Genomic DNA, 22822 nt, shown 5'->3' on the forward strand with positions numbered 1-22822 from the left:
CCGGGGTTTTGCTTTTGCCGGATTGCGCTACTAGGGTATAACGCGCAGCGTGTCATCAAGGTAAGAGGATAGAGCCGTGGAAGAAGTGATTGAACAACTCCGTGAAGCCAATGAACCTGTGCCGGTTCCACTGGAGTTGCCCGACGAGGATCAACTGGTCGAGATCGAAGAGCAGTTGTTCATCAACATTCCCTTCGTCTTCAAAGAGTTCCTGCTGACCGTCAGCGATGTCGTGTACGGTAGCCTGGAACCGGTGACCGCGACCGACCCACAATCGCACACCTACCTGCCTGAAGTCGCCGCCAATGCCTGGGATGCGGGCGTACCGCGCGACCTGATCCCGCTCTGCCAGGACGGCGATGACTACTACTGCGTCGAAGAAGACGGCACCGTAGTGTTGTGGTCGGGCGAAGAAGAATGCGTCACCGAGGAAAGCTGGGAATCGGTCTGGCACTGGGCTCGGGATGTCTGGCTGGAAAGCTGACCTGAACATCGCCTGAAGCATCAACAGCCATCGGGCAGTTGATTGGCGCTGGCAGGACGCGCCATCACCGCACCCTAGCGGTGATGGCCGTCATCATGCTCTAGCGTTTCGAGCAAAGCGATCTGCATCCGCGTGTGCACCCGGATGAACCAGCGCCAGAGCAACGCGACCACGCCCGCAGCGACCACCGCGATCACCAGCAGCAGTTCACTGGTCGGCAGAATACTGGCCGACAATGCCGACAACAGCAGGAAAATCACCAACAACGACAGCAGCGGAATCACCTCGGCGATTACCCGTCGAACACGCTGGGTATGTCGCCCCGCCACCTCCGGCTTCACCCCCATTTCCGCCAACAGCATCGAGAGCGCCTTGAGCTTGCGATAAGCCGCGATCAGGAACGGTAGCGACAACAACAGCGCTGCGCCCCAAATCAAGGCCTTGTGCTGCCCTGTGTCGCTGATCCAGCCGCTCAACCAGGCGCTGATGCGGTATGCGAAGTAACCGCCACTAAAGAAGATCGCGGCCACCAGGGCCAGGTTGACCCCAACCTGCAACAGAATCCGCCGGATCATGGCCGCCAGCATCGCGCCCTCGCCGTGTGGTTGAATACTGCGCAACCATTCACCATACAGCGACAGTACTCGGCCCAGACGCTGCGGCATGACCTTGGCCAGCCTCTGTGACAACGGATCTGCACTGCGAATCAAATACGGCGTCAGCAGCGTGGTAATCGCCGACACGGCCACCGCGACCGGGTAGAGGAAGTCACTGGTGACCTGCAGGGTGATCCCCAGCGCCGCGATGATGAAAGAGAACTCGCCGATCTGTGACAGGCCCATGCCGACACGCAACGACGTGCGCCCATCGTTGCCCGCAATAAACGCTCCCATGCCGCAAGAAAGCACCTTGCCCAGCACGACGGCAACGGTAATCACCGCAATCGGCCAGGCATAGTCGAGCAGCACCCGCGGGTCGATCATCATGCCGATGGCGACAAAAAAGATGGCACTGAACAGGTCACGAACCGGCTCGATCAAGCGCTCTATTTTCAGTAACTGCCGCGACTCAGCCATAATCGCGCCAATCAGGAACGCACCCAGCACCATGCTGTACTCAAGCTTGACCACCAGCAGGCAAAAGCCGAAGCACAGCCCTAGCACCGTAATCAGCAGCATCTCGTTGCTTTCAAAGCGCGCCACGTAGGCCAACACACGCGGCACCAGAAGAATGCCGACCACCAACGCCACAATCATGAACAGCGACAGTTTGCCGACCGTGGAAAACACCTCACCGGAGCTGACCGTACCGCTGACGGCAATGCCCGATAACAAGGCAATAATGCCGATACCCAGAATGTCTTCAACGATCAGTACACCGAAGATCAACTGGGCGAAGCGCTCGTTCTTCATCTTCAGGTCATTGAGCGCCTTGACGATGATCGTGGTCGAGGAAATCGCCAGAATCGCCCCGAGAAACAACGAATCCATGGTGCTCCAGCCAAACCAGCGGCCAATCTCGAAGCCGATCCAGATCATCAGGACGATTTCCAGAAAAGCGGCGATAAAGGCGGTTGCCCCGACCTTGAACAGCTTGCGCAGGCTGAACTCCAGGCCCAGGCAGAACATCAGGAAAATCACCCCGAGCTCGGCCAGGGTCTTGATCGTGTCTTCGTCGTGAATCAGGCCGAACGGTGGGGTATAAGGGCCAATGATGAACCCGGCAACGATGTAACCCAGGACCACCGGCTGCTTGAGGCGATGAAAAAGCACGGTGACGACCCCGGCAACCAGCATGATCACCGCCAAATCCTGAATAAAGCTGATGGCATGCATGGCGGACACCTCCTGAATACGTACAAAAAACAAACAAGTACCTGTCAGAGTGATCTGATTGAGCGGCACCTGTTTTATGCTTTATCTGTAGGAATAACCCACCTTGCATGGGCCAACTGAGGTTAACACCCGCCACTGCATGAGGCTGGCGATGCAATATGTAGAAACAGATCGACAGATTTGCCCGACCAAATGACCTGAAACGCGTGACGGCAAGGAGCCTGCCAGCGTCCCGTTTTTATGATGGGAATCGTAACGGGGAAAGAAGCGTCCGTTCAGGCGCCCCCCACTCAGCGCAACCTCACCGTGAGCACACTATGGAACCTGGAAACGCCCAGCTATCGATGACCGTCCTGATGACTCCGGACAAGGCCAATTTTTCTGGCAACGTACACGGCGGTACCCTGCTCAAGTACCTCGATGAAGTCGCCTATGCCTGTGCCAGCCGCTACGCTGGCCGCTATGTGGTGACACTCTCGGTTGATCAAGTGATTTTCCGCGAGCCGGTGCATGTCGGCGAATTGGTGACGTTCCTGGCCTCGGTCAACTACACCGGCACCACCTCCATGGAGGTGGGCATCAAAGTGGTCACTGAGAACATCCGCGAACGCTCGGTGCGCCATAGCAACAGCTGTTTCTTCACCATGGTCGCCGTCGACGACGACCGCAAGCCCGTGCCTGTGCCGCCACGTCAGCCGGAAACCAGCGAAGAAAAGCGTCGTTTCCTGCAGGGTAAGCAGCGCCGCCTGATTCGCCAGGAGCTGGAAAAACGCTACCAGGAGCTCAAGGCCGACGCCCTTTAAAACGCCAGGCGCTGCGCCTCAAAACGCAGCCGTGGATGCACAATACGATCCTGGGCCCGCACCAGTTCCAGTTCATAACTGCCGCAGGCCTGGGTTTCCAGCAGTACTTCATGCACAGCTGCGGCACTGTACTCGAATGCCGCGACCCAACTGTCGCCCAACAGCAGCCGAGCCAGGAACAACCCGGCAGTGAGGTCGCCGACACCCACCGGCTGGCGCGGGAAGGCCAGCAGCGGGCGACGCAGGTGCCAATTGCCTTCAGCGGTCACCAACAGCATCTCAAAATCATTGGCTTGCCGGTCCGGATAGGCCAGGTGCTTGACCAATACCGCCTTCGGCCCACGGCTCAACAACGACCGTGCCATTGCAACGCAATCGTCGAGCGATTCAGCGCGACGACCGCAAAAGCTGTCCAGCTCAAGCTGATTCGGGCACAACACATCGGCCGCCGCCAGCGCCTCCTCTCGTAGAAAGTCGCTGACTTCTTCGGGCACGATGCAGCCTTTTTCTGCGTGCCCCATCACCGGATCGCACAGGTACAGCGCTGCCGGGTTGGCCGCCTTGATTTGCGCCACAACCGCGAGGATTGCACGCCCCTGGGCCGCACTGCCGAGGTAACCGGACAACACCGCATCGCAATTGCCAAGCTCACCGATCGTCGCGATTCCGTTCACCAGCGCAGGAATTTGCGCTGGCGCAAGCACTTCTCCAGTCCACTGGCCATACTGTGTGTGGTTAGAGAACTGCACGGTATTGAGTGGCCAGACGTTGACCCCCACACGCTGCATGGGGAACACCGCAGCGCTGTTGCCGGCGTGACCGAAGACCACATGAGACTGGATAGCAAGCAGGTGTGGCGTACGTTTCATGCAAGGCTTCCGATGCGTTGTAATAGAGACAAGGCATGCAGTATGGCGCTAAATACCACCTGTACGACAGCGCTGGGAGGCGGTTAAGCTGAGTACACCTCGTTGGAGCCTATGTAATGTTGACCCTCGAAAATCTCTCCGTACTGATGCTGCTGGCTACCGTCGGTGCTTGGCTTTGGCACAACCACGGGCTGCGTGAAAAAGCGCTGGAAAGGGTCAAACAGCATTGCGCCAAGCTCGACCTGGAGTTGCTCGACGGCAACGTCGCGCTCAAACGTATCGCCTTTATCCGTGATGCCAATGGCAGGAAGCGCCTGGCCCGTGTGTATAACTTTGAGTTCACGGTAACCGGGGAGCAACGCCACCCCGGCACCATCACTCAATTTGGCGCCCACGCCATGCAAATCGAACTGGCGCCCTACCCGTTCGAGATCAAGCCGGTGCAACACCATGACAACGTGATTGAAATGAAGCAGTGGCGCCAGGAGCACAACCGCTGGCACAACTGATCAATACAGGCATGCCGCCATGCCTTGTTGCAGCGCTTCAGCATCCTGGGGCTGAGCAAAGATCAGTTCGATACGCGAATCACGCCGCCAGTGGCTCGACTGCCAGACCAGGGGTTTACCTTCCAATGCGTTAGCAGACTGCCAACCTTCCGGGCTGTGGATAACCAGTTTGGCCCGGCGCCACACCAGCCCCGTAAGAAACCCCTCTATACGCTGCGCATCGAGCAACTGACTCGGGTGCCAGCGCCAGCCAATGCTCCAGCCGTCAGTTGATTGATGGTGCAGGCAGATCGGCTCGGATGGACTTGTCCACAGAGCGCCGAGTGGTGCGGTACCGTCAGGCAACGCAGAATTATCCACAGCCGGCTTATCCACAATTGCGGTGGACTGCTTCAGCAGCTCATCCAGAGGTAACCGACCCTGTTCCGTCCAATAGCACGGCACGGTGGGTAATCGGGAGGTTATCCACACCCGTTTTTCACTATCCACAGCCTCGGCTTTGTTCAGCACCAACAACCCTGCCTCAACCAATGCGGCTTGCTGACTGTCCGCTAGCGGCTGGCCACCCGCCAACATCTGGGCATCCAGCACCATCACCAAGGGCTGCACATCCAGCACACCCTGCCATGGTGGCTGGCGCAGTTGCGCCAACAGCTGCGCCGGGTGACCAAGCCCTGAAGGTTCGATAAACAGCCGGTCTGGTCTGGATTTGCGCAACAACCGACCCAGGCCAACCTGAAACGGTGCGCCGTTCACACAACACAAGCACCCTCCAGCCACCTCGCCCATGGCAATGCCGTCATCTGCAGTGCTGAGCAGCGCCGCATCCAGGCCGATCTGACCGAACTCGTTTATCAACACCGCCCAGCGCTCAGTGGCCGGGCGATGAGCCATCAAGTGGCGAATCAGACTGGTCTTACCGGCCCCCAAGGGCCCGGCAATCACGTGGGTAGGTATGTTCTGCAGCATGGTCATCAACAGGCCTGGAAGATCGCACACTATGCGCTGGACTCAGGCCATCCAGTCAAGGCTAAGGATCAAACGGCGCTCACCGTTGGCCAGTGCTGGCGACCTGTGGATAAGCCCGCAGCCTTCATTACCCAACCACTTCTCCCCCTTCAGCAAGGCGACAGCACCACAGCCCAACTGACGAACCCGCGCCGGCTCGACCTCTGCCGGCAGCGGCTGGACGCGTTTATCCACAGCCTCTTCCAGCCATTCGCTGCCGGGCCCGGCATAGGTCGTGAGCAGCCGCAAGGGTACGTGATCGACATGCCAACGCGGGCACATGGCGTTGTCCAGTGCCGTAAGACGTACCCCAACCCGACGAGCATCAAGCAGGCAGGCATAGGCTCCAACCAGCCAGGCCACATCGGCGACGAAGCCATCGTAGCCTGTCAGGTCGGCATAGCCTCTGGCCACCGCAGGCAATGCCGGAAGTTGCCCGTCGTCGTCCAATTCCAACGTGAACGACTCCGCCAATGGTTGGTTCAATGACAACAACAGGCTGGCAAAATCGGCGATATGCACAGGCAGTTGCCGCTCCCAAACGGCCAGATTGACCCCGTCCTGCAAGGCTTCACCCAGGACCTGAGGTGATTCACCAAGTACCTGGCGCGGAACGTAACGAGGCGTTGGTGCCAACATCAGGCAGCGTCCTCTTCGTACCACGGACCAAAGGGGTCCGGCAGCTGACTCCAGGCGTCTTCGCCTAGCGCCATTTCAGCGTCACTCAGCAAGCAGGCCGCCAGCTCAGCTTCAAGCCTGGCAAAATCAATATGCTGGCCGATGAACACCAGTTCTTGCCGACAATCACCGCACGCGCTGTTCCAATGCTTGAGGATTGCCGCCTGACTGTCCTGATCCTGTGGCCAATGCTCACGAGGCACAAAACGCCACCAACGACCGGCGAATCCGTGTCGAACCATGCCACCTGCCTGAGACCAGCTACCGGCATCACTCCGTTTACTGGCCAGCCAGAAAAAGCCCTTGGAGCGCAGCAGTCGCCCATTCGTCCAGGGGCTGTGGATAAAGTCGAAGAAGCGCTGCGGATGCAACGGACGCCGAGCCTGCCAGGCCCATGAGCAAATGCCATACTCCTGCGTTTCAGGCACATGCGTACCACGCAGTTCCTGAAGCCAACTGGGCGCCTGCGCGGCCTTGTCGAAGTCGAACAAGCCGGTGTTGAGGATCCGCTCCAGCGGCACCTGTCCCATGACCATTGGAACAATCTGCGCGTGAGCGTTAAGGCTACGCAGGATCGCCATTAGTTCGTCACGGCTGTGGCTACCCACCAGATCGATCTTGCTGACCAGAATCACATCAGCGAACTCCACCTGCTCGATCAAGAGGTCACTGATCGAACGCTCATCCTCTTCGCCAAGGGTTTCGCCACGGCTCGCCAGGCTTTCCGCAGCCTGATAATCACTCAGGAAATTCAAACCATCGACTACCGTGACCATGGTATCGAGCCGCGCCTGGTCGGCCAGGCTGCGGCCTTGGTCATCCCGGAAGGTAAAGGTTTCAGCCACGGGGAGTGGTTCAGAAATACCGGTCGACTCAATCAGCAAGTAATCGAACCGACCTTCTCGAGCCAGTCGCCCGACTTCCTCGAGCAGGTCTTCGCGCAAGGTGCAGCAGATGCAACCGTTGCTCATCTCGACCAACTTTTCCTCGGCACGGTTCAAGCTGACATTACGTTGCACCTCACTGGCATCGATGTTGATTTCACTCATGTCGTTGACGATCACTGCCACCCGGAGGTTTTCGCGATTGCGCAGGACATGATTGAGCAGCGTGCTCTTGCCTGCGCCGAGAAAGCCAGAGAGCACAGTAACGGGAAGACGGTCGGGCATGGTGGGGTCCTCATCGGGGCAGCATTCGATAGATGCTTTACGACATGTTATATTATAACGGTGCGCTTATTCCAAGCACCTTCGCAAGCGCACGACCGCTAGCCACCTCGAGGAAGTCTTGATGAATCAACCGTGGGCTTGGCTTGTTTGCCTCGCTGCACTTGCCCCGCACGCCCTCGCGCAGGCACTACCCAGCGACACGCTGGCGCACTGCACGCGCAGCGCAAACCTGCTGGCCTGCAAGGATCTCGAGGGCAATTACTACAGTGTGCAAACCAAAGGCAGCACCGTGTTTTTGCGCGGGTACGAGATAGAGGGCAAACGTCGCTGGGCACAAACCAGCGACCGCTACGGTCAACTGACATTCTTCACCGGGCTGGCCAGTGACGGTGAAGCCTGGGTCGGCTACAGCCGTCGCGTCGGTTGGACCACGATCAACCGCGTATCCAGTTCCAGCGGACAGCGCTTTGGCGTGCGCTGCAGTCGAGTAGGCGGTTGCCAGTAATCCCTGCAGTCTTGTAGAGCACTGCATTGTTATAATATAACAAACTACTTTTCCGCCACGACGAACAGCCCATGACTGCCCTGCCTCTTCCCGACATTGCCACTCAGGCACTACACCAGCCACTACCACTGAACTGGGTGGGCATGTGCGGCATTGCCTTGCCGGTGACGTTCAACGCTCAACGGCTGCGCGCCAGTGCCGATGCCGGCGTCAGCCTGGATAACGGCGAATCACGCGGGATACACATGTCGCGCTTGTACCTGGCACTGGAAGCACTGGAACAAAAAGAACTTTGCCCAGCACTGATTCATCAGGTGCTTGAACACTTTCTGGAAAGCCACTGCGGTCTTTCTGACAGCGCTTACCTGCGCCTGCAATTTGAAGTCATGCTGAAACAGCCAGCATTGGTCAGCCCGCTGTCAGGCTGGAAGGCCTATCCCGTGGTGCTGACTGCACGCCTAGAACAAGAAGTGTTCCACGTGGAACTAAATGTGCACGTGACCTATTCCTCAACCTGCCCCTGTTCCGCAGCACTCGCAAGGCAACTGATTCAACAGCAATTTCTCGCCGATTTCGCTAACCAACCACTCAGCCATGATGCGCTGCTCTCCTGGCTAGGCAGTGCCGCGGGCATCGTTGCCACGCCCCATAGCCAACGCAGCCTGGCAACGTTGCAGGTACGTTTAACGCAAGACGTTAGTGTGTTTCCCATCGTCGCACTGATTGATCATGCCGAAGGGGCACTGGGTACGGCGGTGCAGACCGCAGTGAAACGCGCCGATGAGCAAGCCTTCGCACTGGCCAACGGTCAGAACCTGATGTTCTGCGAAGATGCCGTACGCCGTTTACACCTGGCCTTAAGGCGCCATGCCTGGATCGACGGGTTCAGCCTGCAGGTTGAACATGCCGAGAGCTTGCATGCTCACGATGCAGTCGCCCGCAGCCAGTGGCAGTGGTAGTTCATTGGTAAGGGAGAAATAGCCATGATTCGCAAGAACCCAAGCGGTGATCTACCGGTGATCGCCGAATCCGCTTATGTCGATAAAACGGCAATCATCTGCGGCAAGGTGATCATCGCCGACAATGTGTTCGTTGGGCCCTATGCGGTCATTCGGGCTGATGAAGTGGACAGCAACGGCGCGATGGAGCCCATCACTATTGGCGCCAACTCCAACATTCAGGATGGTGTGGTGATCCACTCAAAGTCAGGGGCCGCGGTGACCATTGGCGAGTTCACCTCGATTGCTCACCGCTCCATCGTCCATGGCCCCTGCACCGTTGGCAATCGGGTGTTCATCGGCTTCAACAGCGTACTGTTCAACTGCACCGTTGGCGACGGCAGCGTGGTACGGCACAACTCGGTGGTCGATGGCTGCAACCTGCCGGCGCAATTTTATGTGCCCTCAACAACGCGAATGGGTGCCAGCACGGATCTCTCTCAGTTTCCTCCTGTGAGCATCAGCGCCTCGGAATTCTCCGAAGACGTAGCCCGCACCAACGTTGACCTGGTGCGGGGCTACAAGGCGCTGCAGAACGAGTTCTAGGTGCGTGGCTTGACGGTGCCGCAGTTGCTGCCGAGCCAGACCGCACGGGTTTCCATGCTGCCCTGTTGCTGCGTTCCCGAAGCGTTGAAGGTGCCGTTGACCTTGGTCAGGAACTCACGGTCACTGAGGAACTGAGCCTGCCCGGCGCCTTGGGCTTTGGGGCAGCTAAAACGGAATTTCCAGACATTGCCGTTGCGCTCGGTGATTTCCTGGCGACAACCTGACTTGGGGTCTTGCAAGGGGATGTTATCGCTGTTGACCTGCTCCTGAGTCAGGCAGGAGCGCACGCCATTCCCCGCCACAGTGACACCTTGCTTGGCCAACACCTGCTCCATCATTGCACGCTGCTCGGGCGGCAGGTTTTTCAACTGGCCGAGCATGAACTGCATATCCGGCAGCGGCTTGCCATCAACCTGCATGTTGCTGGTGGTCAACTCCCACAGGCCTGGCTGCAACATCTGTGCATTCACCAACGGGCTCGCCAACCCGAAGACCAGCGCCAGTATTGGCAGACGAATCTTCATCTAGTCACTCCTCGAAACGCCGGCGTCGGGCCGGAACATGGTTTAGACGCTGATTTACGCTTTCGGTTGCAAGTACTGCCCGGAACATGCTCTGGTAGAGGCAGTGCCAGCGGACAGCAGGATGTGTATGGATTACCACAGCCCCTACTTCTTCGGTTACCTGATCGGCCTGATCCACTTGCTGGGTGTGGGTGCCGCACTCCACGCCGTGGTCAGCGTCCGTACTGCGCAGGGTGCGATCGCCTGGGCCCTGTCGCTGTTGTTCATACCCTACCTGACACTGATTCCTTACCTGGTGTTTGGCAGCCGAACCTTCGATGCGTACATCAAAGCACGACGTCAGGCCAACCGCGAGATGCACCTGGCCATCACTGACCTGAACTGGCGCCCGTGGGTGGAAGAAGCATTAGCTGCGCGAAGCTCCAGCTCCTACGCCGCCTTGCGCGCATTACCGAAACTCGGTCGCATGCCTTGCTTGGCGAACAATCAAATCAAACTACTGATCGATGGGCAGGCCACCTTCAGCGCCATCCTTGATGCCATTGCCCAAGCCCGTAATACGGTGCTGGTGCAGTTTTTCATCATCCATGACGATGAACTGGGCCGGCGGCTGCAAACACTGCTACTGAAAAAAGCCGCCGAAGGCGTAAAGATCTATGTGCTTTACGACAGTGTCGGCAGCCACGGCCTGCCCTCGGCATACTGCCAGACGCTGCGTGAAGGCGGCGTTGAGATACGTGCCTTCAGCACCCGTCACGGCTGGTTCAATCGCTTCCAGGTCAACTTCCGCAACCACCGCAAGATCGTCGTCGTCGACGGCTTGCAAGGCTTCGTCGGTGGGCACAACGTTGGCGATGAATACCTGGGGGGCAACCCCAAACTGTCGCCTTGGCGCGATACCCACGTACAGGTCAGCGGCCCAGTGCTGGCCTGCCTGCAGGAATCCTTTGCCGAAGACTGGTTCTGGGCCGCACGGCAATTGCCACCATTGATCCTGCCGGATGAGTACCCGGACGAGGGCGTACTGTGCCAAGTGCTGGCCAGCGGGCCAGCTGATCCTCAGGAGACCTGCTCACTGTTCTTTATCGAGGCGATTCATTCAGCGCGTGAGCGCCTATGGATAACCAGCCCGTACTTCATTCCCGATGAGGCGATCTTCGCCGCGCTACGACTGGCCGTTCTGCGTGGCGTCGATGTGCGTATCCTGTTGCCCTCACGTCCCGACCATCGGATCGTCTATGCCGCTTCCAGCCTGTTTGCCTTCGAGGCGGTGCGCGCCGGGGTGCGGATCTTTCGCTACCAGCCCGGGTTCCTGCATCAGAAGGTCGTACTGATCGACGATGAAGTCAGTGCGATCGGCAGCGCGAACCTGGACAACCGCTCCTTCCGCCTGAACTTCGAGATCATGCTGCTGACCATCGACAGGACCTTTGCCGATCAGGTCGAAGCCATGCTCAAGCACGACTTCGAACAGGCTCGGGAAATCACTGCCGAGGACAGCCGCGACACCCATCGACTGCAGTTGCTGGGCATGCGTATCGCCAGGCTGATCTCCCCCATCCTCTAGTGGCGAGGCATCGTCAGCGATAAAGATCCGCCCGGGTCCATGGCAGGGTATGACTGCCATCGGCCAGCGGCTTTACCGCCAGAATCTGGTGCAGGTTGATCCAGCCCTTGGCGAAGGCGTATGAACAACCGGCCAAGTACAATCGCCAGATTCTCAGCGCGCGTTCAGGCACCAGACGTCCGGCTTCATCAAGCTTCGCCTCCAGTCGATCACTCCAGAAGTGCAATGTCCGGGCATAGTGCAAACGCAGGCTTTCCACATCGACCACCTCTAGCCCGGCATCGCTGATGTAAGCACTGATCATCGACAGGTGCGGCAGCTCGCCATGGGGGAACACATAGCGGTCAATGAACTCGCCTGCCCCCCGCCCGACTGGCCGACCATCAATATGTTTGGCGGTGATGCCGTGGTTCATCACCAGGCCACCTTCACGGACAGCGCCAAACAGGCGCTGGCAGTACAACGCCAGGTTGGCATGGCCAACATGCTCGAACATGCCAACACTCACCACCTTGTCGAAACGGCCATCCTGCGGCAGATCCCGGTAGTCGAGGATTTTTAGATCAACCTGCTGCTCCAGGCCTTCCGCCTTGACCCGTTCCCGACCCAGCTTGAGTTGCTCCTTGCTCAAGGTGATACCCATGACCTTGGCACCGAACTCGCGGGCGGCAAACCGCGCCAGGCCACCCCAACCACAACCGACATCCAGCAAGTAGTCACCGCGCTGCAGCCGTAGCTTGCGACACAAATGCTCGAGTTTGTCCTGCTGGGCTTGCTCAAGGGTTTCATTGCCCGTCTTGAAGTAGGCGCAGGAGTAGACCATTTCCTGGTCGAGCCAGAGCTGATAGAAATCGTTGGACAGGTCGTAATGGTAGGAAATATCAGCCGCGTCAGTCGTCTTGTCATGCGCAGCACGCTGGGGTTGTGGCTCGTCATCATCCAGAAGCAGCGCTTGAGTCAGTTCGTCGCAAACCTGGATAACCTCGCCGATATTACCTTCCAGCTCCAGCCTGCCTTCGACAAATGCCGACCCCAGATCATCAAGGCTAGGACGGGTAAGCTGACTCATCAGCTGTGGGTCCTTCACCACAATGGTGACGTGTGGCCCAGGCCCCAGATCGAAGTGGAGACCATTCCAAAACTTCAGGCGAAGTGGCAGCCGTACGTTTTGCAGAGCCGCTGGAAGTTGCGCAAGCATGAAAAAACCTCCCGTTGTCTTAGAACGTCACGAGGAAAAGGGTAGTTCATCTGCGAGAACTTTCTGAATAAGTCCACACCACTGATTGTATACAATCCATCAATCACGGACTAATCTTGCGCCCATTGTCGATACCTCATCCTGGAGTACAGCAATGAAAAGCTACGATATCGTGATCATTGGCGGGGGGCCGGGTGGCTACAACGCTGCTATTCGGGCCGGGCAATTGGGCCTTAGCGTCGCCTGTGTGGAAGGTCGTTCAACCCTGGGCGGCACCTGCCTGAATGTCGGTTGCATGCCGTCAAAGGCGCTGTTGCATGCCTCTGAACTCTACGACGCCGCCAGCAATGGCGAACTGGCCACACTGGGTATCGAGGTGAAACCGACCTTGAACCTGGCCCAGATGATGAAGCAAAAAGATGACAGCGTTACCGGCCTGACCAAAGGAATCGAGTACCTGTTCCGCAAGAACAAGGTCGACTGGATCAAGGGCTGGGGTCGTCTCGACGGCGTCGGCAAGGTCAAGGTAACCGACGCGCAAGGGACCGTCAGCGAACTGCAGGCCAAGGACATTGTCATTGCCACCGGTTCCGAACCTACGCCGCTGCCAGGGGTGCTCCTTGATCACCAACGCATCATCGACTCCACCGGCGCCCTCTCCCTGGCCGAAGTGCCCAAGCACCTGGTCGTGATCGGAGCAGGTGTCATCGGCCTGGAGCTGGGCTCGGTATGGCGTCGCCTTGGCAGCCAGGTCACCGTCATCGAGTACCTGGACCGTATCTGCCCAGGCACTGATGAAGAGGCCGCGAAAACCCTGCAACGCTCACTGGCCAAGCAAGGCATGACCTTCAAGCTGGGCACCAAAGTGACCCAGGCCAGTGTCGTCGGGAACGCTGTGCAACTGACTCTGGAGCCTGCCGCTGGCGGTGCTGCCGAAACGCTGGAAGCCGACTATGTGCTGGTGGCCATCGGACGGCGCCCTTATACCCATGGCCTGGGGCTGGAGACCGTCGGCCTGGAAACCGACAAGCGTGGCATGCTCGCCAACGAAGGCCATCGCTCGACGGTTCCGGGTATCTGGGTCATTGGCGACGTCACCTCGGGGCCGATGCTCGCGCACAAGGCCGAGGACGAAGCGATCGCCTGTATCGAGCGAATTGCCGGCAAGGCGCACGAGGTCAATTACGGCCTGATCCCAGGGGTTATCTACACCCGTCCGGAACTGGCCAGCGTCGGCAAGACCGAAGAACAACTCAAGGCCGAAGGCCGGGCCTACAAGGTTGGCAAGTTCCCGTTCACCGCCAACAGCCGGGCCAAGATCAACCATGAAACCGAAGGGTTCGCCAAAGTCCTGGCAGATGCCAACACTGACGAAGTCCTTGGCGTGCATCTGGTTGGCCCGAGCGTCAGCGAGATGATCGGTGAGTACTGCGTGGCCATGGAGTTCAGCGCCTCGGCCGAGGACATCGCCCTCACCTGCCACCCGCACCCGACCCGCTCCGAGGCCCTGCGCCAGGCGGCCATGAACGTCGAAGGCATGGCGATGCAGATCTGACCTCAGTCTGCCTGCACACCTGACCTGCGAACCTGCGGCGTGACCCGCCGCAGGTTCAGCAACAGATGAGCGAACAAGCCAAAGATCAGCCCCCAGAAAGCGGCCGACAGCCCCAGAAACGACATCCCGGATGCCGTCACCAGAAAGGTGATCAGCGCAGCTTCGCGGTCAGCCGGCACACTCATCGCACCGGCAAGCGCACCACCAATGGCACCGAACAGCGCCAGCCCGGCCAGGGCTGCGATCAAAGCGGCCGGAAAGGCACTGAACAACGACACCAGTGTCGCGCCGAACACGCCCAGCAACACATACAGTGCACCACCGCAAACACCCGCCCAGTAGCGCCGATGTGGATCATCATGAGATTCACGACCGGTGCAGATCGCCGCAGTAATCGCCGCAAGGTTAAGGCCATGGCAACCAAAGGGCGCCAGCAACAGGCTGGTGAACGCACTGCTGCTGATGATCGGGCTGGCGGCTGTGGCATAACCGTCATTACGCAGCACGACAACCCCCGGTACAAACTGCCCGGTCAGTGCGACCATCACCAGCGGCAAGCTGATACTCAGCACCGCGTTCCAACTGAACTCCGGCAGGGTCAAGACGGGTGTCGCAAGGCCAATGACCAGCTCCGAACTTTTCAACTCGCCATTGGCCAGAGACAGGCTCACCCCGCAGATCAGTACCGCAAGTACGGCATAGCGCGGGGCCAGGCGCTTGAACAGCAGGTAGGTGACAAACATCGCCAAGACCAGCACGGGCTGCGCTTTCACCGACAGGAACAGACCCGTACCGAAACTGAACAGGATGCCGGCCAACATGGCCGCCGAAATGGCTGACGGCAGCTTGCTGATGATCCGATCAAACGCCCCGGACACACCCACGCCAAGGATGATCAGGTTGGCGACGATGTAGGCGCCTACCGCCTCGGCAAAGGCAATGTTGGGCAGCAGCGCCACCAGCAACGCCGAGCCAGGCGCCGACCAGGCGATTACGACAGGAACTTTGTAGCGCAGGCTGAGGACCACCCCAAGCAGACCGCTGCCAATGGAAATGGCCCAGACCCAGGAAGACAATTCGGCCGCCGACAACTGTGCGCTGTGGGCAGCCTGAAAGACGATCACCAGTGGCCCGGCATAAGAGATCATTGTGGCGATCAGGCCGGCCACCAGGGCGGACACAGAAAAGTCGTGGAACAGAGGCTTCATCGGACCACCCAGGGCTTGTGCTTGTCTTAACGCAGATCGCCGGCAAAGCCGACGCCTGCATCAATGATACGAACCATTGAGCAGGCGTCGGCTATGCCGGCGTCAAACCGAGTGCGTTACTCAGGCATCCTGCAAGGCACGCGGACGATTGCTGCGCAGTTCAAAGGCTGGCTGCGGTGCGGCCTGCAACTGGAAGTCAAAGTCCATCTCGGCAAAGCGTCCTTCGACACCCCGGGCATCGGCAGCCGCAGCATCTTCGACGAAGCGCAGTTCACCGACCAGCCCATCGCGGGTGGCGTAGGCGAAATCATCCCACAGGTATTGATCACCGGACAGGTTGATCTGGGTGGTCAGGTGACGGTGACCCGGTGCAGAGATAAAGAAGTGCACATGCGCTGGGCGATTGCCATGGCGGCCCAGTTGGTCAAGCAGCTCCTGGGTTGGACCGTCCGCTGGGCAGCCATAGCCCGACGGCACGATGCTGCGCGCACGGTAACGGCCTTCTGCATCGGTGATGATGCGACGACGCAGGTTGTAGTCCGACTGCGTGCTGTCGAAGTAGGAGTACGTACCCTGGGTGTTGGCGTGCCACAAGTCGACCACCGCACCGGCTACCGGTTGACCGTGCTCATCCAGTACCCGCCCTTGCAGGAACATCACGGTGCCAGCATCAAGACCATCGTCCATCCGCACTTCACCTTCGGCCAATGGCGCACCGGCTACGTACAGCGGGCCTTCAATGGTTCGCGGCGTTCCGCCGGACAAACCTGCGGCTTCATCCTGGGCATCCAGTTGCAGGTCCAGGTAGTGCTCCAGGCCAAGACCGGCCACCAGCAAACCGGCTTCCTGACGTGCGCCCAGGCGATTGAGGTAATCCACTGCTTTCCAGAACTCATCCGGCGTCACCTGCAGGTCTTCGATGACCCGGGCAACGTCATTGATGATGCGATTGACCAGGGTCTTCAGGCGTGGATTGCCTTCCTGATTAAGCAAGCCGCTGGCTTCTTCGAAGAATTTTTGCACATCGGCAGTGTGAGCGATCTTCACGGTCATGATTGGCTACCTCGAATTGTTGTTATCAGTAATCAGCGATCAACGGTCATCGGAATGGATCGACGAGGGATGCCGGCACAGGCCGTCAATCTCGATGTCCATGTAGGGGAACAGCGGCAGTTGCATCAGAGTGTCGTGCAGCGCTTCGACGCTGGGCAGGTCAAAGACGCTGTAGTTGGCGTAATGCCCGGCAATGCGCCACAGGTGGCGCCAGATACCCTCGTGCTGCAGACGTTGGGCCAGCGCCTTTTCGTCAGCCTTGAGCCGGGCCGCTTGGGCCGGGTCCATGTCGAGGGGCAATTTCACGGTCATTTTCACGTGGAACAACATGTGGGCTCTCCTATTCAGCGGCGGCTGAAGAACGCCAGGCGCTCTTCATCCAGGGTCAGGCCCAGGCCTGGGGTACGCGGGACGTGCAAGGCGAAATCGCGGTACACCGGTGCCTCGACGACGATCTCTTCAGTCAGCAGCAGCGGGCCGAACAGTTCGGTGTGCCAGGTGAGCGCGTTCAAGGTGACGAAGGCATGCGCCGAGGCCAGGGTGCCGATCGAACCTTCGAGCATGGTTCCGCCATACAGGGCGATCCCGGCGGCTTCGGCGATCTGGGCGGTGCGCAACACCGCGCGCGGGCCACCGTTCTTGGCGATCTTCAAGGCGAAGATGCTGGCGGCACCGTCGGCGGCCAGGCTGAAGGCGTCCTCGACACTCTCGATGGACTCGTCGGCCATGATCGGTGCCGGGCTGCGCTGGTTCAGGCGTACCTGACCGGCACGGTTGATGCGCGAGATCGGCTGCTCGATCAGGTCGATGCCGTTGTCACCCAACACCTGACAGGCGCGAATCGCCTGAGACTCGTCCCAGTACTGATTGACATCGACCCGCACGCTGGCGCGGTCGCCCAAGGCGTGCTTGATCGCGATGACGTGGCGCAGGTCATGGGCCACTTCATTGGCGCCGATCTTCAGTTTGAAAATGCGGTGACGACGCTGATCGAGCATCTGCTCGGCTTCTGCGATATCGCGGACAGTGTCGCCGCTGGCCAGGGTCCAGGCGACTTCCAGGCTGTCACGCACCCGACCGCCCAACAACTCGCTGACCGGCAGGCCCAGGCGTTTGCCTTGGGCATCGAGCAAGGCACTTTCAATGCCCGACTTGGCGAAGGTATTGCCCTTGATCACCTTGTCCAGGCGCTGCATGGCACTGTTGATGTTGCTGGCATCGAGGCCAATCAGCATCGGCGCAAAGTAGCTGTCGATGTTCTGCTTGATGCTTTCCGGGCTTTCATTGCCATACGCCAGACCACCGATGGTGGTGGCCTCGCCCAGACCTTCGATGCCGTCAGTGCAGCGCAGGCGAATGATCACCAGGGTCTGCTGCTGCATGGTATGCATGGCCAGCTTGTGCGGGCGGATGGTCGGCAGGTCGACGATGGTTGTCGAGATGCTCTCGATCAGGGGGTAACTCATCAGGATTCTCCAGGGGGGCTCAACCGAGGTCGCCGCCACCGACCGGCAGCACCGTGCCGGTGATGTAAGAGGCCTCGTCGGAGGCGAGAAAAAGAATCGCGCCGACCTGTTCGTCGAGGCTGCCGTAGCGTTTCATCAGGGTGCTGTCGATGGTCTGGTCGACGATCTGCTGATACCAGCCCTGTTCCTGCGCGCTTTGCTCGGCACTGTTACGCGGCACGCGACGGGGCGGTGCTTGCGTGCCGCCCGGCGCCGTGGCATTGACCCGCACACCACGCTCGGCAGTCTCGAAGGCCAGGCACGCGGTCAGTGCATTGACCCCGCCCTTGGCCGCGCCGTAAGGCACGCGGTTGATGCTGCGCGTGGCAATCGAGGAGACGTTGACGATGGCCCCGTGGCCCTGCTCAAGCATGTACGGCAGCGCGGCGTGGCAGCACCAAAGGGTCGGGAACAGCGAACGACGCACTTCGGCCTCGATCTGGTCGGCCTGGTAATGCTCGAAAGGCTTGGCCCAGATGGTCCCGCCGACGTTGTTGATCAGCACGTCGAGCCGACCGAAGTGCTCCACCGCTGCCGCCATCACGCGCTGGCACTCGCTGTGCTGCTCCAGGTCGGCGGTGAGGGTCAATACACCTTCGGCCTGCAGCTCATGCACCAGCTCCGAACGGTCAACCGCGACCAGTACGGCACCCTCTTCCAGAAGGCGCTCGGAAAGGCGCCGACCGATACCCTGCGCCGCACCCGTAACCAGCGCGACCTTGTTGTCGAATCTGTTGCCCATGACAACCTCGAATAAAAAAGAGCCGCCCGTACCCGCACGATGCGAACGGCTCCAAAAAAGGATCAGGCCGCGGACGCAGCGAATTTCTCGTAGTAGAAGTTCGCCGGGGTGATGCCCTGCTCGCGGATGTACTGGCTGACTGCCTCGACCATGGGCGGCGGGCCGCACAGGTAGACATCGACATCACCGTCATTGAGGTGGCGCGGCTCGATGTGCTGGGTGACATAGCCCTTGAGAGGGTGCTGGCTGTCGGGGTTGGCCACACAGGCGCTGAAGGTGAAATTGGGAATGCGCGCGGCAAAGGCTTGCAGACGATCCAGTTCAACCAGGTCGAAGTCGTTCGTGACCCCGTAGATCAGGTGCAGCGGATGCGCACTGCCCTCTTCGGCGATTTTCTCGAGCATTGCGGTGAACGGTGCCAACCCGGTACCGCCAGCCAGCAACAGCAACGGACGACGGATCTCGCGCAGATAGAAACTGCCCAACGGACCGGCCAGGGTCATGCTGTCACCGGCCTTGGCCAGGCCGGTGAGGAAGCTGCTCATCAGCCCACCCGGCACGTTGCGGATCAGAAAGCTGACTTCGCCGTCCTTCTGCAGTGAGCTGAAGGAATAGGCACGGGTCTGCTCGCTGCCCGGTACGCCAAGGTTGACGTACTGGCCCGGCAGAAATGCCAGGCGGCTCAACGCCTCACCCTTGATCGACAGCGCAATGGTGCTATCGGAGAGCTGGCGCACGTCACTGATGCTGGCCTGGTAGCTGGCCTGTTCGGTCTTGCACACCTGTGACGAGGCCGGTACGCGGATCACACAGTCGCTTTCGGCGCGCATCTGACAAGTCAGCACGTAGCCCTGGGCCACTTCTTCCTCGCTTAGGGCGTCTTCGATGTATTCCTGGCCCAGGTCGTAACGACCGGCCTCGGCAAAGCACTTGCAGGTTCCGCAAGCGCCATCACGGCAGTCCAGCGGGATGTTGATACCCTGGCGGTAGGCCGCATCGGCCACGGTTTCGCCGCCAGCGGCGTCAATGAAGCGGGTGACCCCGTCTTCGAAATTCAAGGCGATCTTGTGCATGGCGCACCTCGTGGATCAGGTTGTTGCTCGAAAACCGGGTCAGATGTGGTAGATGTCGATGACCTGGCGTACGTAGTCGTTCTTCAACACCACTTTCTTGGCCTTGATCAGCGGGCGATCGCCACGCACATCAAGGGTGTAGAAGCTGGTACCGAAGTAACTGTCCACGGTCTTGTAGCGGAAGCTCAGGGTGTGCCAGTTGAAACGCAGGTGGCACAGCCCATCGCTCTGCTCAAGCAGTTCGAGGTTGCTGATGTTGTGCGAGGTGCGGGTGTCGGGCATGGTCGCACTGGAGCGTTCGGTCTTGATCCGGAACACCCGGTCTTCCAGACCGCCACGGTTGCCGTACCAGATCAGCGAGATTTCCCGCTGCGGGTTCTCGGTAAGCTGGTCGTTGTCGTCCCATGCCGGCATCCAGAACGTGGCATCGCTGGCATAACATTCCAGCCATTGATCCCACTGGCTGTCGTCCAGGTAGCGGGCTTCCTGATAAAGGAAGTCACGCACTGCTTCGTAGGAAATGCTCATTGCACGGCCTCCACAGGGATCAACTGCTGCTCGGCTTCAAGGGCCTTGAGCATGGTTTCCTGCCAGTACTTGTGCTGCAGTACAAACAGGCCCTCATCCTCGGTACGCACACCGCTGAGGTGTGGATGCAGGTCGATTTCCTGGGCCGCGGCGTCGGCGCCTTCAACCCAATGCGTAGCCCCGCGGGACATGTCATTCCAGCCACGGTTGCCCTGGTAACCCATCTGACAGGAGCGGAATTCTTCCAGGTCATCCGGTGTCGCCATGCCGCTGACGTTGAAGAAGTCTTCGTACTGACGAATACGCAAGGCACGGGCCTCGGCGCTTTCACCCTTGGGCGCAATGCAGTAGATGGTGATCTCGGTCTTGTCCACGGCAATCGGCCGGGCAATACGGATCTGCGAGCTGAACTGATCCATCAGGTAAACGTTGGGGTACAGGCACAGGTTGCGCGAGTTTTCGATCATCCAGTCGGCACGGGCCTGACCGAAATCGCGAGCCAGTTCATCACGACGCTCGAACAACGGACGGTCTTCCGGGTTGGCCCAGCGCGTCCAGAGCAGCAGGTGGCCCTTGTCAAAGGAGTAGAAACCACCGCCATTCTTGGCCCAGCCACCGGCACTCATGGTCTTGACCTCTTCACCCGCTTCGCGCTGCTTGCGCTGGTTCTGGGTGGCGGCGTAGTTCCAGTGCACGGCACTGACGTGATAGCCGTCGGCGCCGTTCTCGGCGGTCAGCTTCCAGTTGCCTTCGTAGATGTAGGTGGAAGAACCACGCAGCACTTCAAGGCCGTCCGGTGACTGGTCGACGATCATGTCGATGATCTTGGCCGACTCGCCGAGGTGCTCGACCAGAGGCAGTACATCCGGGTTCAGGCTACCAAACAGAAAGCCGCGGTAAGACTCGAAACGCGCAACCTTGGTCAGGTCATGGGAGCCTTCGCAATTGAAGCTCTGCGGGTAACCGGCATCGACCGGATCCTTGACCTTGAGCAGTTTGCCGGAGTTGTTGAAGGTCCAACCGTGGAACGGGCAGGTATAGGAAGAGCGGTTGCCACTCTTGTGCCGGCAGAGCATCGCACCGCGGTGGCTGCAGGCATTCAGGAAGGCGTTGAGTACACCATCCTTGTTGCGCGCGATGAAGATCGGCTGGCGCCCCATGGTGGTGCTCAGGAAGTCGTTCTTCTCGGGAATCTGGCTTTCGTGGGCCAGGTAGATCCAGTTGCCCTCGAAGATGTGTTTCATTTCCAGTTCGAACAGACGGGGGTCGGTGAACATCTCGCGCTTGCAGCGGTAGATGCCCTTCTCCTGATCTTCTTCAAGCAGGGAATTAAGGTATTCGAATCCCAGGGACATGGCCGGGGCCTCCGTTGTTATTGTTCAGGCCATGTCAGGGTAGGGAGCGCAGGCTCAGGTAAATATCCGCTTTGTGCAGACCTTTATCCGTTTTCTGCAAACACGTCAGGGGCGACGCTTGAGGGTATCGGAGGGCAGCTCGCCAAACAGCGCTTTGTAACTTTCCGAGAATCGGCCCAGGTGAACAAAGCCGTATTCCAGGGCCAGTTCGGTGATGTTGCGCACGCTGCAGTCCGGGTCGCTGAGGTTGCGACGAATGCGTTCAAGCTTCTTCTGCCGAATGTAGTGCTTCGGGGTGGTACCGGCATTGCGTTCGAACAACCCATAGAGCGAACGCAGGCTCATGCTCGCCTGCTGCGCCAGTTGCTCAATGCCGATGTCTTGCTTGAGATTGCGCTCAATGTACTCGGCAATACGCTCAAAGGTGACGGCCTGGCTGCCCAGGCTCTCGCGGCTGACGTTGGTCTGCATCAGCGTCAGCAGCTTGCTGGCAACGATCTGGCTGTAGTGTTCCTGAACACGCTGCAGCGAATCAAAGGCCTCGGCCTCATGACAGACCATCGTCAACAGCCCGGCAAAACCTTCCAGCGCCAGCAGTTGGTAATGGCTGTGGATAAACCGGACGCCTTCACTGGGGCGCTGCCAGCGCTGCTCATCACAAACCGCATCGAGCAGGCGAGCCGGCAGCTTGAGGATGAACTTCTCGCAGTCGGCGGAATACGCCAGGTCCACCGGCTCATCCGGATTGATCAACAACAGCTCACCCGGACCGAGCAGGCGCTCGGCCCGACCGCGGCGCCACATACAGTGCCCCCGCAAGAGAATCTGCAGATGAAAAACACTTTCCAGGGCATGAGACAGCACCCTCACCTCGCCACCATAGCTGATCCGACACAGGTCCAGGCTGGCAAACTTTCGGTGATCGAGGCTGGCCTCCGGGAGGCCATTGCGCGGTAGTCGAATATGATGCTGACCGACGTGCTGGTTAACGTAGGTCGACACGGCATAGGGGTCGGCACGCTCAAAAACCCGGCTGCGATGACTAAGCAGGGGACTATCCATACCAGGGTACTCGTTGTTTTTGTCTGCTCAGTCTATGTGATCCTCAGG

General features: G+C 59.4%; 24 protein-coding genes. 8 read left to right on the forward strand and 16 right to left on the reverse strand.

Annotated elements, in window-relative coordinates; translation table 11 throughout:
• Positions 1-76: 76 nt before the first annotated feature.
• A complete protein-coding gene (locus tag ACZ9H3_RS15245; protein WP_099776411.1) occupies positions 77-484 on the forward strand; it encodes an SMI1/KNR4 family protein in 408 nt (135 codons plus the stop codon).
• A 74-nt stretch (positions 485-558) separates the two neighbouring features.
• Here ACZ9H3_RS15245 and ACZ9H3_RS15250 read toward each other — a convergent pair whose 3' ends face one another.
• Positions 559-2319, reverse strand: a complete 1761-nt coding sequence (locus ACZ9H3_RS15250) for a cation:proton antiporter (protein ID WP_476221365.1) — start codon at positions 2317-2319, stop codon at positions 559-561.
• Positions 2320-2636: 317 nt separating this feature from the next.
• Between ACZ9H3_RS15250 and ACZ9H3_RS15255 the strand changes: the two genes are divergently transcribed.
• Positions 2637-3122 carry an acyl-CoA thioesterase gene (locus tag ACZ9H3_RS15255; RefSeq protein ID WP_065758088.1) on the forward strand — a complete coding sequence of 162 codons (486 nt, stop codon included), beginning with the start codon at positions 2637-2639 and terminating at the stop codon, positions 3120-3122.
• Here ACZ9H3_RS15255 and pdxY read toward each other — a convergent pair.
• The gene (pdxY, locus tag ACZ9H3_RS15260) at positions 3119-3991 is read right to left on the reverse strand and encodes a pyridoxal kinase PdxY (protein ID WP_065758087.1); all 873 of its coding nucleotides are present in this window, start codon (positions 3989-3991) and stop codon (positions 3119-3121) included. The two genes, ACZ9H3_RS15255 and pdxY, sit on opposite strands and share 4 nt — an antisense overlap.
• A gap of 116 nt (positions 3992-4107) precedes the next feature.
• Between pdxY and ACZ9H3_RS15265 the strand changes: the two genes are divergently transcribed.
• Positions 4108-4500: a DUF3301 domain-containing protein gene (locus ACZ9H3_RS15265; protein ID WP_065758086.1), complete on the forward strand. Its 393-nt coding sequence runs from the start codon at positions 4108-4110 to the stop codon at positions 4498-4500.
• On the opposite strand, the gene ACZ9H3_RS15270 is transcribed toward ACZ9H3_RS15265, so the two are convergent.
• From ACZ9H3_RS15270 to zigA, 3 genes are read right to left on the reverse strand one after another with little or no spacing between them, the layout of a single operon-like run.
• The gene (locus ACZ9H3_RS15270) at positions 4501-5469 is read right to left on the reverse strand and encodes a CobW family GTP-binding protein (protein ID WP_476222772.1); all 969 of its coding nucleotides are present in this window, start codon (positions 5467-5469) and stop codon (positions 4501-4503) included.
• 42 nt (positions 5470-5511) lie between these two features.
• Complete coding sequence (locus tag ACZ9H3_RS15275) at positions 5512-6147, reverse strand: DUF1826 domain-containing protein (RefSeq protein WP_102052745.1); 636 nt, start codon at positions 6145-6147, stop codon at positions 5512-5514.
• Positions 6147-7355, reverse strand: coding sequence for a zinc metallochaperone GTPase ZigA (zigA, locus tag ACZ9H3_RS15280; RefSeq protein ID WP_476221368.1), 1209 nt, complete (start codon positions 7353-7355; stop codon positions 6147-6149). Before zigA ends, ACZ9H3_RS15275 begins: the two co-directional genes overlap by 1 nt.
• 121 nt (positions 7356-7476) lie before the next feature.
• On the opposite strand from zigA, the gene ACZ9H3_RS15285 reads away from it, so the two are divergent.
• From ACZ9H3_RS15285 to ACZ9H3_RS15295, 3 genes are all read left to right on the forward strand, one after another.
• Entirely contained in the window at positions 7477-7860 is a 384-nt protein-coding gene (locus tag ACZ9H3_RS15285; RefSeq protein WP_476221370.1) for a glutamine synthetase, read from the forward strand.
• 71 nt (positions 7861-7931) lie between these two features.
• A complete protein-coding gene (folE2, locus tag ACZ9H3_RS15290; RefSeq protein ID WP_476221372.1) occupies positions 7932-8819 on the forward strand; it encodes a GTP cyclohydrolase FolE2 in 888 nt (295 codons plus the stop codon).
• A 24-nt stretch (positions 8820-8843) separates the two neighbouring features.
• Complete coding sequence (locus ACZ9H3_RS15295) at positions 8844-9404, forward strand: gamma carbonic anhydrase family protein (protein ID WP_065758081.1); 561 nt, start codon at positions 8844-8846, stop codon at positions 9402-9404.
• Here ACZ9H3_RS15295 and ACZ9H3_RS15300 read toward each other — a convergent pair.
• Positions 9401-9928: a DUF3617 domain-containing protein gene (locus ACZ9H3_RS15300; RefSeq protein ID WP_099776417.1), complete on the reverse strand. Its 528-nt coding sequence runs from the start codon at positions 9926-9928 to the stop codon at positions 9401-9403. The genes ACZ9H3_RS15295 and ACZ9H3_RS15300 overlap by 4 nt on opposite strands.
• A gap of 127 nt (positions 9929-10055) precedes the next feature.
• Here ACZ9H3_RS15300 and cls point away from each other — a divergent pair, with 127 nt between their 5' ends.
• Complete coding sequence (cls, locus tag ACZ9H3_RS15305; protein ID WP_102052748.1) at positions 10056-11495, forward strand: cardiolipin synthase; 1440 nt, start codon at positions 10056-10058, stop codon at positions 11493-11495.
• Positions 11496-11508: 13 nt separating this feature from the next.
• Here the strand turns inward: cls and cfaB are convergent, their stop codons facing one another.
• On the reverse strand, positions 11509-12693 hold the full coding sequence (cfaB, locus tag ACZ9H3_RS15310) for a C17 cyclopropane fatty acid synthase CfaB (protein ID WP_102052749.1): 1185 nt from the start codon (positions 12691-12693) through the stop codon (positions 11509-11511).
• A 154-nt stretch (positions 12694-12847) separates the two neighbouring features.
• Here cfaB and lpdA point away from each other — a divergent pair, with 154 nt between their 5' ends.
• Positions 12848-14248 (forward strand): dihydrolipoyl dehydrogenase, encoded by a 1401-nt coding sequence (gene lpdA / locus ACZ9H3_RS15315; protein WP_476221374.1) that lies wholly within the window; start codon positions 12848-12850, stop codon positions 14246-14248.
• 2 nt (positions 14249-14250) lie between these two features.
• Here lpdA and ACZ9H3_RS15320 read toward each other — a convergent pair whose 3' ends face one another.
• The 9 genes from ACZ9H3_RS15320 to ACZ9H3_RS15360 all read right to left on the reverse strand — a co-directional run bounded on the left by ACZ9H3_RS15320 (position 14251) and on the right by ACZ9H3_RS15360 (position 22774).
• Positions 14251-15456: a benzoate/H(+) symporter BenE family transporter gene (locus ACZ9H3_RS15320; protein WP_476221376.1), complete on the reverse strand. Its 1206-nt coding sequence runs from the start codon at positions 15454-15456 to the stop codon at positions 14251-14253.
• 120 nt (positions 15457-15576) lie between these two features.
• Entirely contained in the window at positions 15577-16509 is a 933-nt protein-coding gene (catA, locus tag ACZ9H3_RS15325) for a catechol 1,2-dioxygenase (protein ID WP_065759593.1), read from the reverse strand.
• Between the two features lie 39 nt (positions 16510-16548).
• The gene (gene catC, locus ACZ9H3_RS15330) at positions 16549-16839 is read right to left on the reverse strand and encodes a muconolactone Delta-isomerase (protein WP_065759592.1); all 291 of its coding nucleotides are present in this window, start codon (positions 16837-16839) and stop codon (positions 16549-16551) included.
• A 14-nt stretch (positions 16840-16853) separates the two neighbouring features.
• Positions 16854-17975, reverse strand: a complete 1122-nt coding sequence (locus ACZ9H3_RS15335; RefSeq protein WP_476221379.1) for a muconate cycloisomerase family protein — start codon at positions 17973-17975, stop codon at positions 16854-16856.
• Positions 17976-17994: 19 nt separating this feature from the next.
• Entirely contained in the window at positions 17995-18756 is a 762-nt protein-coding gene (locus ACZ9H3_RS15340; RefSeq protein ID WP_476221381.1) for a 1,6-dihydroxycyclohexa-2,4-diene-1-carboxylate dehydrogenase, read from the reverse strand.
• A gap of 62 nt (positions 18757-18818) precedes the next feature.
• The gene (gene benC, locus ACZ9H3_RS15345) at positions 18819-19829 is read right to left on the reverse strand and encodes a benzoate 1,2-dioxygenase electron transfer component BenC (RefSeq protein ID WP_065759589.1); all 1011 of its coding nucleotides are present in this window, start codon (positions 19827-19829) and stop codon (positions 18819-18821) included.
• A 39-nt stretch (positions 19830-19868) separates the two neighbouring features.
• Positions 19869-20357, reverse strand: a complete 489-nt coding sequence (gene benB / locus ACZ9H3_RS15350) for a benzoate 1,2-dioxygenase small subunit (RefSeq protein ID WP_102052756.1) — start codon at positions 20355-20357, stop codon at positions 19869-19871.
• Positions 20354-21712 carry a benzoate 1,2-dioxygenase large subunit gene (gene benA, locus ACZ9H3_RS15355; protein ID WP_065759587.1) on the reverse strand — a complete coding sequence of 453 codons (1359 nt, stop codon included), beginning with the start codon at positions 21710-21712 and terminating at the stop codon, positions 20354-20356. The genes benB and benA overlap by 4 nt, the downstream gene beginning before the upstream one ends.
• A gap of 105 nt (positions 21713-21817) precedes the next feature.
• Positions 21818-22774, reverse strand: a complete 957-nt coding sequence (locus tag ACZ9H3_RS15360; protein ID WP_065759586.1) for an AraC family transcriptional regulator — start codon at positions 22772-22774, stop codon at positions 21818-21820.
• Positions 22775-22822: the final 48 nt, after the last annotated feature.

This window comes from Pseudomonas sp. TE3910 (assembly GCF_056279025.1).